The organism is Spongiactinospora gelatinilytica (assembly GCF_003236385.1).
GTDB lineage: Bacteria > Actinomycetota > Actinomycetes > Streptosporangiales > Streptosporangiaceae > Spongiactinospora > Spongiactinospora gelatinilytica.
In genome coordinates, this window is record NZ_POUA01000191.1 from 1 (window position 1) to 14,116 (window position 14,116).

At 71.0% G+C, this 14,116-nt stretch carries 17 protein-coding genes; 9 read left to right on the forward strand and 8 right to left on the reverse strand.

Features of this window, described 5'->3' with window-relative positions:
* The 3 genes from C1I98_RS22620 to C1I98_RS22630 all read right to left on the reverse strand — a co-directional run.
* Positions 1-801, reverse strand: an 801-nt coding sequence (locus C1I98_RS22620; protein WP_111169438.1) for an NAD-dependent epimerase/dehydratase family protein, incomplete at its 3' end; no start/stop codon positions are given.
* Between the two features lie 45 nt (positions 802-846).
* A complete protein-coding gene (gene rsrA, locus C1I98_RS22625; RefSeq protein WP_111169439.1) occupies positions 847-1,113 on the reverse strand; it encodes a mycothiol system anti-sigma-R factor in 267 nt (88 codons plus the stop codon).
* Complete coding sequence (locus tag C1I98_RS22630) at positions 1,110-1,715, reverse strand: sigma-70 family RNA polymerase sigma factor (RefSeq protein WP_111169440.1); 606 nt, start codon at positions 1,713-1,715, stop codon at positions 1,110-1,112. The genes rsrA and C1I98_RS22630 overlap by 4 nt, the downstream gene beginning before the upstream one ends.
* A 293-nt stretch (positions 1,716-2,008) precedes the next feature.
* On the opposite strand from C1I98_RS22630, the gene C1I98_RS22635 reads away from it, so the two are divergent.
* Positions 2,009-2,755: a class I SAM-dependent methyltransferase gene (locus C1I98_RS22635; protein WP_111169441.1), complete on the forward strand. Its 747-nt coding sequence runs from the start codon at positions 2,009-2,011 to the stop codon at positions 2,753-2,755.
* Here the strand turns inward: C1I98_RS22635 and C1I98_RS22640 are convergent.
* A complete protein-coding gene (locus C1I98_RS22640; protein WP_199537135.1) occupies positions 2,752-3,084 on the reverse strand; it encodes a TraR/DksA family transcriptional regulator in 333 nt (110 codons plus the stop codon). The two genes, C1I98_RS22635 and C1I98_RS22640, sit on opposite strands and share 4 nt — an antisense overlap.
* Positions 3,085-3,299: 215 nt before the next feature.
* Entirely contained in the window at positions 3,300-4,040 is a 741-nt protein-coding gene (locus C1I98_RS22645; RefSeq protein ID WP_111169442.1) for an SOS response-associated peptidase, read from the reverse strand.
* A 119-nt stretch (positions 4,041-4,159) separates the two neighbouring features.
* Between C1I98_RS22645 and aroA the strand changes: the two genes are divergently transcribed.
* The 3 genes from aroA (at position 4,160) to hisN (ending at position 7,320) form a co-directional block, all read left to right on the forward strand.
* A complete protein-coding gene (gene aroA, locus C1I98_RS22650; protein ID WP_111169443.1) occupies positions 4,160-5,446 on the forward strand; it encodes a 3-phosphoshikimate 1-carboxyvinyltransferase in 1,287 nt (428 codons plus the stop codon).
* A 92-nt stretch (positions 5,447-5,538) separates the two neighbouring features.
* Positions 5,539-6,459: a ribosome small subunit-dependent GTPase A gene (gene rsgA / locus C1I98_RS22655; protein WP_233508083.1), complete on the forward strand. Its 921-nt coding sequence runs from the start codon at positions 5,539-5,541 to the stop codon at positions 6,457-6,459.
* Positions 6,460-6,516: 57 nt separating this feature from the next.
* A complete protein-coding gene (hisN, locus tag C1I98_RS22660) occupies positions 6,517-7,320 on the forward strand; it encodes a histidinol-phosphatase (RefSeq protein ID WP_111169444.1) in 804 nt (267 codons plus the stop codon).
* Positions 7,321-7,337: 17 nt separating this feature from the next.
* Here the strand turns inward: hisN and C1I98_RS22665 are convergent, their stop codons facing one another.
* The gene (locus C1I98_RS22665) at positions 7,338-8,153 is read right to left on the reverse strand and encodes a fructosamine kinase family protein (protein WP_111169445.1); all 816 of its coding nucleotides are present in this window, start codon (positions 8,151-8,153) and stop codon (positions 7,338-7,340) included.
* Positions 8,150-8,623: a low molecular weight protein-tyrosine-phosphatase gene (locus C1I98_RS22670; RefSeq protein WP_111169452.1), complete on the reverse strand. Its 474-nt coding sequence runs from the start codon at positions 8,621-8,623 to the stop codon at positions 8,150-8,152. The genes C1I98_RS22665 and C1I98_RS22670 overlap by 4 nt, the downstream gene beginning before the upstream one ends.
* Positions 8,624-8,868: 245 nt before the next feature.
* Between C1I98_RS22670 and C1I98_RS22675 the strand changes: the two genes are divergently transcribed.
* From C1I98_RS22675 to C1I98_RS22695, 5 genes are read left to right on the forward strand one after another with little or no spacing between them, the layout of a single operon-like run.
* Entirely contained in the window at positions 8,869-9,870 is a 1,002-nt protein-coding gene (locus C1I98_RS22675; protein WP_199537136.1) for a PstS family phosphate ABC transporter substrate-binding protein, read from the forward strand.
* Positions 9,871-9,876: 6 nt separating this feature from the next.
* Positions 9,877-10,812 (forward strand): phosphate ABC transporter permease subunit PstC, encoded by a 936-nt coding sequence (gene pstC, locus C1I98_RS22680; RefSeq protein ID WP_111169446.1) that lies wholly within the window; start codon positions 9,877-9,879, stop codon positions 10,810-10,812.
* Entirely contained in the window at positions 10,809-11,714 is a 906-nt protein-coding gene (gene pstA / locus C1I98_RS22685) for a phosphate ABC transporter permease PstA (protein ID WP_111169447.1), read from the forward strand. Before pstC ends, pstA begins: the two co-directional genes overlap by 4 nt.
* A 6-nt stretch (positions 11,715-11,720) precedes the next feature.
* Positions 11,721-12,569, forward strand: a complete 849-nt coding sequence (gene pstB, locus C1I98_RS22690) for a phosphate ABC transporter ATP-binding protein PstB (protein ID WP_111169448.1) — start codon at positions 11,721-11,723, stop codon at positions 12,567-12,569.
* A gap of 26 nt (positions 12,570-12,595) precedes the next feature.
* Positions 12,596-13,327 (forward strand): response regulator transcription factor, encoded by a 732-nt coding sequence (locus C1I98_RS22695; protein ID WP_111169449.1) that lies wholly within the window; start codon positions 12,596-12,598, stop codon positions 13,325-13,327.
* 72 nt (positions 13,328-13,399) lie between these two features.
* Here the strand turns inward: C1I98_RS22695 and C1I98_RS22700 are convergent.
* Positions 13,400-14,116, reverse strand: a 717-nt coding sequence (locus C1I98_RS22700; protein WP_146607571.1) for a VWA domain-containing protein, incomplete at its 5' end; no start/stop codon positions are given.

Here is a 14,116-nt window from a genome sequence, read left to right on the forward strand (position 1 = left end):
GGCCAGTGCGGGGGTGTCCGGGGCGCCTGCGGCCTCGGCCACCAGGGTGTGCAGCCGGCGGTCGGTGGTCTGGACGCCGGTGCCCAGGTTGAACCGCCGCCCGCCGCCCGCCTCGCCGCAGGCCCGGGCGAAGCCGTCCACGATGTCCTCCACGTAGACGTAGTCGCGGGTCTGCGTGCCGTCGCCGTACAGGACGGTCGGCGACCCGCTCAGCAGGGCGTCGGTGAAGATGGCGACGACGCCTGCCTCGCCGTCGGGCGACTGGCGCGGGCCGTAGACGTTGGACAGCACGAGGGTCGTGTGGTCGATGCCGTGCAGCGCGCGGTAGGTCGCCAGGTAGGTCTCCGCGCCGAGCTTGGAGGCCGCGTACGGCGAGCGCGGGTCGGCCGGGGCGTCACCGGGCACCGGGAGCACGGCGGGCCTGCCGTACACCGCCACGGACGACGCGAACACCACCTTGCGCGCACCGCAGCCCCGCGCCGCCTCCAGGACCGCGACCGTGCCCTCCACATTGAGCCGCGCGTCGTGGATCGGGTCGGCCACGCTCTTGCGCACGCTGATCTGGGCGGCGAGATGGCACACGACCTCCGGCCGCAGCCGCTCGGCCAGCGCGGCGAGCCCCGGGTCGCGGATGTCGCACTCGTGCAGGGCGAACCTCGGGTCGCGGCCCGCCGCGGCGAGGTTGGCCGGGTCGCCGCCCGACAGGTCGTCCACCGCCGCGACCTCGTGCCCCTCACCGAGAAGCCGGTCGACCAGATGGGAGCCGATGAACCCTGCTCCCCCGGTGACGAGTATCCGCATCCGAGTGCCCCTTCTACGTTGCCGCCTGGCGACGATCGTAGAAGGTCACTCCGCGAGGTCGGCGCGGACCTGCTGAATCCGGGTGAGGACCTTGGCCCGCAGGTCGGCCGGCACCGGGTCGCAGCCGCAGTGGCGGGCGATCAGGCGCTTGACCGCCTCCTCCAGGCCGTACTCGGCCAGGCAGGGCCCGCACTCGTCGAGATGGTCGCGGATGTCCGTGCAGTTCGAGTCGTCCAGCTCCCCGTCGAGGTAGCTGTAGACCTTCTCCAGTACGTCACGACAGTCGGTGTCGTGCGGGTCGCCGCAGCTCATTTGGATCCCTCCGCCGGGACCAGACCGCGCTCGCGCGCGTAGTCCTCAAGAAGCCCACGGAGCTGGCGTCGGCCGCGATGGAGGCGCGACATCACAGTCCCGATCGGGGTGCCCATGATGTCGGCGATCTCCTTGTAGGGGAAGCCCTCCACATCGGCCAGATAGACGGCGATACGGAACTCCTCCGGCAGCGCGGCCAGCGCCTGCTTGACGTCGGTGTCCGGCAGGTGGTCCAGGGCCTCGATCTCCGCGGACTTCAGGCCCGCGGAGGTGTGCGACTCGGCCCGGTGCAACTGCCAGTCCTCGATCTCCTCCGTGCCCGCCTGCTTCGGCTCCCGCTGCTTCTTGCGGTAGCTGTTGATGAAGGTGTTGGTCAGGATCCGGTACAGCCAGGCCTTGAGGTTGGTCCCCTCCTGGAACTGGTGGAAGGACGCGAAGGCCTTGGCGAACGTCTCCTGCAGGAGGTCTTCCGCGTCCGCCGGGTTCCGGGTCATCCGGAGCGCGGCGGAGTAGAGCTGGTCGAGGTACGGCATGACGTCGCGCTCGAACCGCTCGCCCCGCTGTTCCAGAGTCTCCGCGTCTGTCGCAGGGACCGGACCCACCCCCTTAAGATCACCGGTGCCCGGCCGAAGCGGGATACCGTACTCAGCGGAGGATACCCGCTTCTCAGGGTCCGGCCGCTGACCGGGGCGGGAGCGGGTGTCTGGTTCGAGCAGCGCCTGCATGCGCGGACAACCTCTCGGGAGAAGATCGTGCGTCACCAGCGAGCAACACCGGCGTGCGATCGTCTGTTCCCGCAAGATAGAAGGTGACGAGAGTCCCGGTACGGGGAAAAAGAATACGTACCGGCTGGTAGCCCCAATCCCCGGAAACCCCGAACGCCCAGGAGCCGCGTGTGCTGCCCATTCCGGCCGAAGAACTGAACGGCTCAGGGACCCTGGGGCCGTACTGGACGTTTTACCGCGCGGTCGCCGCCGAGCAGCTCGGCCGGTGGCTGCCCGAGCGACCATCGGTGCTGCTGGACATGTCCGGAGGCGGCGGGCAGTGGGCCGCCCAGGCCGCGCGGTCGGGTCACCGCGTGATCGAGGTCATCGACTTCCGCATCGACGGCGTGGCCGCGCAGGGCAAGCTGCGCGACGCCGACCGGGTGCGTCAGATACGGGCCGACGATCTCGGGTTCCTGCCCGACGAGAGCATCGACGCGGTGGTCGCCGAGGAGCGGGCCATGTCGGTGGAGCTGATGGCCGAGTCGGCGATGGGCGACGTGGCCAGGGTGCTGCGGCCCGGCGGGCGGGCGCTGGTGTGCGTCGACTCGCTGGTGCTCGGCATGGCGATCCTCGCCGAACAGAACTACTGGGCCCACCTGCGCCAGAAGGGCGAGGTCATGCTGGTGCCCTGGCCCGACGGCAGCATCACCCGGTGCTTTTCCAGCGCCCAGCTCCGCGAGCTGCTGACCGGGGCGGGCCTGGAGGTGGAGTGGGTGCGTCCGCGTACGGTGCTGTCGCCCTCGACCGTCGATCACGTGCTGGCCTCCGACTCGCGGGCGCTGGCCTATCTGGTGCGCAGCGAACTGGAGGCCAACCCCGAAGACGACGACACGGTCGGCATCCACCTGGTGGCGAGCGCCCGCAAGAGCGGTTAGCGGCGGCGCTCCCGCTTGGCCTGGCACTGCACGCAGCGCGACGCCTCGGGCCGCGCCTCCAGGCGGCCTTCCGGCACCGTCCGGCCGCAGTCCAGGCAGCGGCCGTAGCTGCCCTCGTCGAGCCGCTTGAGCGCGCTGAGCACGGCGTTGCGCTGGCGGGTCGCCACGTCCAGCATGGCGCGGGCGCGGTCGGCGTCGGTGAGGTCGGCCCCCGCGTCGGCCGCCGAACGCTCGCGTACGGCGACCGGGTCGCCCCGTAACACCGCGATGGACCGCTCAAGATCGCCGAGCATGTTCTGCAGGCGTGTGCGCGCGGTCGCGTCGTCCACGAGTGGCCACCTCCGGGACGGATGGGCGCATCGCGGCGGAACTCCCCCGAGTTTCCCGCCCGGCGCTGGGGGTCGCTCTGTCCGGGGGGCGCGCTACGGAAGGTGTATGGCCGAGCCTCCCCTTACCTGATCGAATGCCCACTTCACCGGCCGTTTACACCGCTGTGAACCGGCCTTTTCGCTCTTGCGCCGAAGTAACGGATCGTGTCCGCCGCTCAGACGATCGCCTTGTCGTCGTCGGGCTCGATGCGCTCGACCAGCTCCGGCCCGTTGTTGCGCACGCTGTTGACCGCCGTGGAGACCGGGTACGCCTCCAGCCGGTCGGGCGAGGCGGGGACCAGCAGCGCCCGGGCGTCATCGGTGGCGGTCAGCTTGGGATCGAGCCACTCCGACCACCGCTCGCGCTCGATCAGCATCGGCATCCGGTCGTGGATCCGGCCGAGCTCGTCCTTCGCCGTGGTGGTGATCACCGTGCATGTCACCAGCCAGGCCGTGGGGTCGTCGTCGGGCTTGTTGCGGTCGCGCCAGAACTCGTACAGCCCTGCCATCGCCATCACCCCGCCGTCGGCCGGGTGTATGAAATAGGGCTGCTTGTGCTTCTCGTCGAACTTGTACCACTCGAAATAGCCGTCGGCAGGCAGCAGGCACCGCCGCTGCGCGAACGCCTTGCGGTAGGACGGCTTCTCGGCCACCGTCTCGACCCTGGCGTTGATCATGCGCGACCCGATCGAGGGGTCCTTCGCCCAGGACGGCACCAGCCCCCACTTGACCACGCGCAACTGCCGCACGGCCCGCTCCTCGCCCTTCGGCACCCGGCTCAGCACCGCGTATACCTCTTTGGTGGGCGCGACGTTGTAGTCGGGCCGCAGCTCCTTCTCGGGCTCGCCGTCCAGTTCCACCCGGAACTCTTCCAGCAGCTCGTGCTTCTTCCGCGCCGATGCGTATCTCCCGCACATAAGACCAGAGTGCCACTTGGACTCGCTCGCATGTGCGATTCCCGGAACCGCCGATCCGGCAGGACACGGCGATCTTTCGTCTGCGGGCTCGGCGGCGGCCCGCCCGGTAGAGTTGGCCCATGCCTGCGCATCCCGATCCGTGGCCCGCGCCCACCGTGCGCGAGCCCGTGGTGGCGACGGTCCCGCTGCCCGGTTCCAAGTCGGTGACCAACCGCGCGCTGCTGCTGGCCGCGCTGGCCGACGGCCCGGGCATCGTGCGGGGCGCGCTGCGCAGCCGCGACGCCGATCTGATGGCGGCGGCGCTGCGCGCGCTCGGCGCGACGATGGAGCCGACCGGCGAGACCTCCGCCGACGGCGTCGACTGGGCCATCACGCCGGGGCCGGTGCGCGGCGGGGCGCGGATCGACGTGGGGCTGGCCGGCACGGTGATGCGGTTCGTGCCGCCGATGGCCGCGCTGGCCGGCGGCGAGGTGTTCTTCGACGGCGATCCGCACGCCCGCAAGCGGCCGATGGGGCCGATCCTCGGGGCGCTGCGGGCGCTCGGGGCGCAGGTGGACGGCGACGCGCTGCCGTTCACGATCCGCGGCCCGGTGCGCGGCGGGGAGGTGACGCTCGACGCGTCGGCCTCCTCCCAGCTCGTCTCGGGGCTGCTGCTGTGCGCGCCGCGCTTCGACAAGGGCCTCACGGTGCGCCACGACGGGCCGCCGGTGCCGTCCGCGCCGCACATCCGGATGACGGTGGAGATGCTGCGCGCGGTGGGCGTGCGGGTCGATGACACCGAGCGCGACGTGTGGCGGGTGGAGCCCGGCCCGATCGCGGCCCGCGAGCTGACCGTCGAGCCCGACCTCTCCAACGCCGCGCCGTTCCTGGCGGCGGCCCTGGTGACGGGCGGCACGGTGACGATCCCCGGCTGGCCGGAGCACACCACCCAGCCGGGTGACGTGCTGCGCGACCTGCTGACGCGGATGGGCGGGGAGGTCCGGCGCACGCCGGGCGGGCTCGCCGTCACCGGCACCGGCCGGGTGCGCGGCATCGACGCCGACCTGCGCGACGTGGGCGAGCTGACCCCGGCCATCGCCGCGCTGGCCGCGCTGGCCGACGGCCCGAGCACCCTGCGCGGCATCGCCCACCTGCGCGGCCACGAGACCGACCGGCTGGCCGCGCTGGCCGCCGAGATCAACCGGCTGGGCGGCGACGCGGAGGAGACCCCCGACGGCATCACCGTACGACCCAGGCCGCTGCGCGGCGGGCTCTTCCACTCCTACGACGACCACCGGATGGCCACGGCGGGAGCGGTGATCGGCCTGGCCGTCCCCGGCGTGCGGGTGGAGAACATCGCGACCACCGCCAAGACCCTTCCCCGGTTCCCCGGGATGTGGGCCGAGATGCTGGAGGGTGGCCGCTGAGGAAGCGGGAATACGACGAAGACGACGTCCGCGTACGACCGGGCAAGGGCTCCCGGCCACGGACGCGGATCCGCCCTGCGCACGAGGACGCGGTGCCCGCCTTCGTGATGGCCGTCGATCGCGGCCGGTTCACCTGCCTGGTGGAGGCGGGCGAGCGCACGACCGTCACCGCGATGAAGGCCCGTGAGCTGGGCCGCAAGGGCATCGTGGTGGGCGACCGGGTGCGCCTGGTGGGCGATGCCAGCGGGCGGCCCGACACGCTGGCCAGGATCGTCCGGGTAGAGCCGCGCCGGTCGATGCTCCGCCGTTCCGCCGACGACACCGAGGCCACCGACGGCATCGAGCGGCCGGTCGTCGCCAACGCCGACCAACTGGTGATCGTGACCGCGCTGGCCGACCCGCCGCCCCGGCCACGGATGATCGACCGCATCCTGGTGGCGGCCTACGACGCCGAGATCGAGCCGCTGCTCTGCCTGACCAAGTCCGACCTCGCCCCGCCCGACGAGCTGGTCGCGCTGTACGACCCGCTGGGCGTGCCGTACATCGTGGTCCACAAGGGCGGGGAGCTGGAGGAACTGCGCGAGCGGCTGGCCGACCGGCTCAGCGTGCTGGTCGGGCATTCGGGGGTCGGCAAGTCGACGCTGGTCAACGCCCTGGTGCCGGACGCGGAGCGGGCCGTCTCGCAGGTCAACCCGGTGACCGGGCGGGGCCGGCACACCTCCACCTCGGCGGTGGCGCTGGAGCTGCCCGGCGGCGGCTGGATCATCGACACGCCCGGGGTGCGCAGCTTCGGGCTGGCCCACGTCTCGCCGGACAACGTGCTGCACGCCTTCCCCGACCTGGTCGAGGGCACCGTCCACTGCCCCAAGGGCTGCACCCACTTCGGTGACGGCTGCGCGCTGGACGACTGGGTGCGCCAGGGCCATGCCGATCCGGCGCGGCTGGCCTCGCTGCGCCGGCTGCTCGCCAGCCGCGAGGGCGATCCCGACCCCGAGGCGAGCCACGCCGATTGACCACGCTATGTCCCCAGAAAGCGGCGATCGGGCCTTGACGCGATACCGTGTCCCATCGTGACGGACTACAGCGACGATCTGCGGCTCGCCCACGTCATGGCGGACGCGGCCGACGATCTCACCATGCGCCGCTTCAAGGCGGTCGATCTGAGGGTCGAGACCAAACCCGACCTGACGCCGGTGAGCGACGCCGACCGCGCGGTGGAGGAGGCGATCCGCGGCACGCTGCGCCGGGCCCGCCCGCGTGACGCGGTGGTCGGCGAGGAGTTCGGCACCACCGGGTACGGCGCGCGGTCGTGGATCGTCGATCCCATCGACGGCACGAAGAACTACGTGCGCGGGGTTCCGGTGTGGGCCACGCTGATCGCGCTGCTGGACCGGGATCAGGTGGTCGTCGGCCTGGTGTCGGCCCCGGCGCTGGGCCGCCGCTGGTGGGCGGCCAGGGGTGGCGGCGCATGGACCGGCCGCGGGCTGACCAAGGCCGGCCGCTGCCGCGTGTCGTCGGTGGCCCGGCTGGCGGACGCCTCGCTGTCCTACTCCGATCTTGAGGAATGGGAGAAGGCCGGGCGCCTGTCGGCGTTCATCGAACTGACCCGTTCGTGCTGGCGCACCCGCGCCTACGGCGATTTCTGGTCGCACGTGCTGGTGGCCGAGGGCGCGGTGGACGTGTCGGCCGAGCCCGAGCTGTCGCCGTGGGACATGGCGGCGCTGACGGTGATCGTGGAAGAGGCCGGCGGCATCTGGACGGATCTGTCCGGTGTGCCGGGCCTGGACGGCGGCAGCCTGGTGTGCTCTAACGGCCCGCTGCACGGAGACGTGCTGAAGCGGCTCGGCGGCGGGCCGCTCACCCTGCCCGTTTAGCCGTCACGACCCAGCCGTCACAGCGCGAGGGTGCGGGCGGCGGCGTCGAGCAGGCTGCCACGGTACGCCTCGCCGAACAGGCAGACGTGCACCAGCAGGGGGTGGAGCTGGTGCAGCGGCACCCGGTCGCGCCAGCCGTCGGCCAGCGGGGCCTCCTCGTCGTAGGCGGCCAGGATCGTGGCCAGGTGCGGCGCGCCGAACAGGGCGAGCATGGCGAGGTCGGTCTCGCGGTGCCCGCCGTGCGCGGCCGGGTCGATCAGCATGGCCCGCTCGCCCGTCCACAGCACGTTTCCGCCCCACAGGTCGCCGTGGATGCGGGCGGGCGGCTCGGCCGGGCCCGCGAGCCGCGGCAGCCGCTCGGCGACCTGCTCGATCAGCCCGGCGTCGCCCGCGGACAGCTGCCCCGCGTCGCGCGCCCTGCGCACGAACGGCAGCAGCCGCCGGGTGGCGTAGAACTCCGGCCAATCGGCCACCGGCTCGTTGTCCATCGGCAGCTCGGCGATGAAGCCGGGCCAGGACGCGCCGAACCCGGCGGCCCCGGCCGCGTGCGTACGGGCGAGTTCACGGCCGAGCCGCGCGGCGGCCTGCGCCGTGGCGTCGCCCGGCTCGACCCATGCCAGCACCAGCCGTTCGTCACCGGTTTCGATCACCTCGGGCACGGCGATCGCGCCGGGCTCGGCCAGCCAGGCGAGCCCGGCCGCCTCGGAGGTGAACAGATGGGGAACGCCACCTGACACGAGGGCCGACTTCACGAAGACGGCGCGGCCGTCGGGAAGCTCGCCTCGGCTCAGCTTCCAGGCGTGTGAGGAGCCCAGCTCCCGCACGATCTTCACCGGAGGGTCGCCGCGAGGTGCTTGGCCAGCCCTTCGGACGCGGCGCGGACCATGTCCAGCACCTGGACGAACCCCTCGTCGCCGCCGTCGTAGGGGTCGGGGACCTCGGCGTTCTCCGGCGCGGTGGGGTCGAACGAGCGGAACAGGCGCACCTCGGCGCCGGCCGGGGCCAGGGCGCGCAGGGCCCGGAGATTGGTCGCGTCCATGGCCAGTACCAGGTCCGCCTGGCCGAACCAGGCCGCCTGGAACCGCCTCGCCCGATGCGCGGAGCCGTCATAACCGTGCGCGGCGAGGGTCCGCCCGGCCCGCTCGTCGATGGGGCCGCCCTCGTGCCAGCCGTCGGTCCCGGCACTGTCCACGGTGACCAGCCGGTCAAGCCCGTGTTCCGCCAGGGTACGGCGGAGCACGATCTCCGCCATCGGGGACCGGCAGATATTGCCCATGCAGACCAGACACACGTGGTAGCTCATGGCCTCCAGCATGCCAGCCGCAGGTGACGGCCCGGTCTTCCGCCCGCCGTACGTTGACCCGGCCCCATCTGCGCTTCCCGAACTGACTCCTGCGCTTTACCAGGTTCAAGCCCTTTGACGGCGTATTCACACGCCGCCGCACACCTCTTCCAACGTCGGTCACGGCTCGTTTCACTGTCGTTCACTTTGCGCCAGTTGGATCGGAGGTGCATCGAAAAGAGTTAACGACCAAAGGACGACTGACCGTGACAAGTGGACAGCGCCGCCTGAGCGCGGTGGCAGCATCGGCGGCCTTCATCGCTCTCGTCGCGGCCTGCGGCGGCGGTGGTGGGAATAACGAGGCATCCGCCAGCCCCGGCAGCACGGGGGGCGGCGAGCAGCAGGCCGGGCAGCAGCTCAGCGGCGACATCAAGTCCGACGGCTCCAGCACCGTCGGGCCGCTGACCACCGCCGCATCCGAGTTCTTCGCCGAGGAGCAGCCCAAGGTACGGGTGTCCGTGGGCACCTCCGGCACCGGCGGCGGCTTCGAGAAGTTCTGCAACGGTGAGACCGACATCTCCAACGCCTCGCGTCCGATCAAGGACGAGGAGAAGGCGATCTGCGACTCCAAGGGCGTCGCGTTCACCGAGCTGACCGTCGCCACCGACGCGCTGACCGTCGTGGTGAACAAGGAGAACGACTGGGCCAAGTGCCTGACCACCGACCAGCTCAAGAAGATCTGGGAGCCGGCCGCCCAGGGCAAGGTGAAGACCTGGAAGGACGTCGACGCCAAGTTCCCGGCGGAGCCGCTGGCCCTGGCCGGTCCGGGCACCGACTCCGGCACCTTCGACTACTTCACCGACGAGATCAACGGTGAGGAGGGCGCGAGCCGCAAGGACTACAGCGCGTCGGAGAACGACAACGACGTCGTCCAGGCGGTGTCCGGCGCCAAGGGCGGCCTCGGCTACTTCGGGTTCACCTACTTCGAGGAGAACGCCGACAAGCTCAACGCGGTCCAGGTCGACTCCGGCAAGGGTTGTGTGACCCCCAGCGTGGAGACCTCCCAGGACGGCACCTACACCCCGCTGGCCCGCCCGCTGTTCGTCTACGTCAAGAACGAGTCGGCCAAGCGCCCCGAGGTGAAGGCGTTCATCGACTTCTACTCCGCCAACATCAACAAGATCGCGACGGACGCGAAGTACATCCCGCTCAACACCGAGCAGGAGGGCAAGCTCAAGGCCGCCGTCCAGTCCCTGTCCGGTAGCTGACACACCATGGCATCAACCAGCAAGGCGACCGTCCCGGGGGGACCCTCCCTGGGGCGGTCGCGCCCGCGCTACGGCGAGTTGATCATCAAGGTGATCCTGGTCCTCGCCGCCGCCGTCTCCGTGGCGACCACGATCGGAATCGTGGCGGCGCTGCTGGAGCCGACCATCGAGTTCTTCGGCACGGTCAGCGTGGTGGAGTTCTTCACCTCGATCGAGTGGGGCCCGCTGTTCAGCCCGCCCAGCTTCGGGGTGCTGCCCATCGTGGTGGCGACACTGCTGGTCACGATCATCGCGATGATCGTCGCGATCCCGCTCGGCCTGGCCGCCGCGATCTACCTGTCGGAGTACGCGAAGCCGCGTGTCCGCAAGATCATCAAGCCGGTACTGGAGGTGCTGGCGGGCATCCCCACGGTGGTCTTCGGGTTCTTCGCGCTCACCTTCGTCACGCCGCTGCTGCGCGACTTCCTGCCGTTCACCCTCGACTACCGCAACGCGCTGAGCGGCGGCCTGGTGGTCGGCGTGATGATCATTCCGACGGTCGCCTCGCTGGCCGAGGACGCCATGTCGGCGGTGCCCAACTCGCTGCGCGAGGGGGCCTACGCGCTGGCGTCCTCACGGATGATCGTGTCGCTGCGGGTCGTGCTGCCCGCGGCGCTGTCCGGGATCATCGCGGCGATCATCCTGGCGTTCTCCCGGGCCATCGGCGAAACGATGATCGTGGTGATCGCCACCGGCGGCCGGTCGATCTTCACCATGAACCCGGCCAGGGAGATGGACACCATGGCCTCGTTCATCGCCCGCGCGGGGTCGGGTGACGTCCCGGTCGGGTCCATCGAGTACAAGACCATCTTCGCGGTGGGCGCGCTGCTGTTCATCATGACCTTCCTGATGAACTACGTCAGCGCCAAGGTCGTGCGCCGTTACCGGGAGGCCTACGAATGACCGTCCTCACCTCCATCGGCAAGGCCGCGAGCCCCGGCCCGCGGCAGCTCGCCGGGCGGCGCCGTCCGGTACGCGAAACGGTGTTCCTGATCGCGCTGCAGTTCAGCCTGGTCATCGCGATCGCGTTCCTGGCGGTTCTGCTCGCGTACGTGATCAGCAAGGGCTGGGCCAGGCTGGACCCCCGGCTGTGGGAGAACATGCCCTCCATCCGGCGTCCGGAGAACGCCGGGGCCCAGTCGGCGATCGTCGGCACCATCTACCTGATGGGGCTCACCGCCCTGTTCGTCATCCCCACGGGCGTGCTGGCGGCGATCTACCTGGAGGAGTACGCCGACCGCGACAAGTGGTACAACCGGCTGCTGGAACTCAACATCCAGAACCTCGCCGGCATCCCCTCGATCGTCTACGGCATCCTCGGGCTCGGCATCATCGCCCGGGTCATCGGCCTCGGCTTCGGGCTGATCACCGGGGCGCTCACGCTGGCCCTGCTGGTGCTGCCGGTGGTGATCATCTCCGCCCGGGAGGCGATCCGCGCGGTACCGCCGTCGATCAGGGAGGGATCGCTGGCGCTGGGCGCGACCCAGTGGCAGACGATCTACCGGCAGGTGCTGCCCTCCTCCATCCCCGGCATCGCGACCGGCTCGATCCTGGCCCTGTCCCGGGCCATCGGCGAGGCCGCTCCGCTGGTCATGCTGGGCGCGGCGACGTTCGTGGCGTTCAACCCCGAATCGCTCACCGACGGCTTCACCGCCCTGCCGCTACAGATCTACAACTGGATCGGCCAGTCCCGGCCGGAGTTCGGGGTGCTGGCCTCGTCCGCCATCGTGGTCCTGCTCGCTCTGTTGCTGGTGATGAACTCGGTGGCCATTCTGCTCCGCAACCGCTACCAGAAGCGCTGGTGAGAAGGAATGTCTGAGATAGGAACCTCCATCCCGAACGTGACGGTCCGAGGCCCCGAGGTCCCCCGCAACATCCAAGCCCTCGACCCCGTCTTCAACGTTTCCGGCCTCAGCGTCTTCTACGGCGACTACGCGGCGGTGCGCGGCGTCGACATGGTCATCGGCAACCGCGAGATCACCGCCATGATCGGCCCGTCCGGCTGCGGCAAGAGCACCGTGCTGCGCTGCTTCAACCGGATGAACGACCTCATCCCCGGTGCCCGCGCGGCCGGCAAGATCACCTACCACGGCGAGGACCTGTACGGCGACCACGTCGACCCCATCGAGGTCCGCCGCCGCATCGGCATGGTGTTCCAGAAGCCCAATCCGTTCCCCAAGTCGATTTACGACAACATCGCCTACGGCCCCCGGGTCAACGGCAGGAAAAAGGGGATGGACGGCATCGTGGAGGAGGCGCTGACCAAGGCGGCGCTGTGGGACGAGGTCAAGGACAAGCTCAAGCAGAACGCGCTGTCCCTGTCCGGCGGCCAGCAGCAACGCCTGTGCATCGCCCGCGCCATCGCGGTCAGACCCGAGGTGATCCTGATGGACGAGCCGTGCTCCGCGCTCGACCCCATCGCGACCACCAAGATCGAAGACCTGATGCAGGAACTGTCGCGCGACTACACGATCGTGATCGTCACGCACAACATGCAGCAGGCCGCCCGGGTCTCTGACCGCACCGCATTCTTCACCGCCGAGGTGGACGACTCAGGAGTACGGCACGGACGCCTCGTCGAGTACGACGAAACCAGTCGCATCTTCACCAACCCGAGCGACAAGCGCACCGAGGACTACATCACCGGACGCTTCGGCTAGCTCGGCCGACCAATTGGAGGACCCGGGTGATCCAGCCGCAGACGGCACCCGAGGTGGACGGGGACACCCGGACGGCGCCCATGCTGCTGGTGGCCGATCCGGACTCGGCGCTGATCCGGGAACTTGCGTCGGCACTGGAACGCGAAGGCGTCGAGGTGGCCGGGGCTCCGGACGGCGCGCAGGCGCTGATCCAGGCGGGTGCGCTCCGGCCCGACGTGGTCCTGGTCAGCGCGACGTTGACGGTCATCGGGGCGGTGGACTTCGTCCGGGCGGTGCGCCGCTCGCGTACCGTCCCGGTGCTGCTCGGTGTGGGCGAGGGACACGCCGAGCAGGCCGTGCAGGCACTGGCGGCGGGGGCCACGGCGTGCGTGGCCCGGCCGTACCGGGTGCCCGAACTGCTGCCGATGGTGCAGGCCGCGTTCAGCGGTGGCGACTCGGGGGGTCGCCGGCTGCTGACGGTGGGCAGCGTGGAGCTCGACGTACACGCCTATCAGGTACGCGTCTCGGGCAAGGCGGTGCACCTGCCGCTGCGCGAGTTCGAGCTGTTGCACTACCTGATGCGCAACGCCGATCGCACGGTGACCCGTGAGCAGATCATGCGGCACGTCTGGAACTCCGCGGACAGCACGTCCACCAACACGATCGCGGTCCACGTCAAACGCCTCCGCGCTCGCCTGGGCGACCACGAGGACCGCCTGATCCAGACCGTCCGCGGGGTCGGCTACCGCCTGGTCACACCCCAGCCCCCCGAGCAGTAGCCGCGCCGCCGAAGGTGGCCGCCGGCCGGGCCCACAAGGCGCGCCGACGCGGCCACCCGATCTCGCGCTGCCTCAGTCGCGGCACTCCACCGCGCACGGACGGCGGGTGACGGCGTCACGGACGGCCTGGCGTGCCCGTGACACGGTCCCGGCGAGATACGCCCTGCCCCCGGTGGCGGCGGCGATCCGGGTGAGCTCCGCCCGGTCGGCGTCCGGGCCGAAGCCGACCGCGGCGACGGCCACCGGCCGCTTGCGATCGAACTCCTCCTCCAGCGCGGCGACCAGCCCGTCCAGGCCGAGCGAGCCGCTGTCGGCACCGCCGTCGGTGATCAGCACCACCAGGCCGGGCTCCGCCGCCGACGCGTGCGAGGCCGCCGCGCGATAGGCGGCCAGCACCGACTCGCGCAGCCGAGTCCGCCCGCCGACGTCGATGGCCAGGTCGCCGGACGCCGCACGGATCTTCGCGGACCTGCCCGTGATCGGGCCGATCTCCAGCACCTCCCGGTAGGGACGCTCGCCGTCCAGCCCGTCGGCGAACCGCCAGATGCCCGCGGAACTGCCCCCCGGCAGCGCGCCGATCCCCTCCCTGACCAGCCGCCCGACCAGCGCGGCGCGCGAGCCCGACGTACCGGGCACCCGCCTGCGCATCGACCAGGACGTGTCCACCAGCATCAGCGCGCGCACCGGGGCGGTCACCTCGCCGATCGCGTCGAGCGCGCGGACGGCCCTGGCCACCGGCGGCGGCGCGAGCCTGGGCGGCTCCTGCGCGCGCAGGCCGCGCTCCTCGCC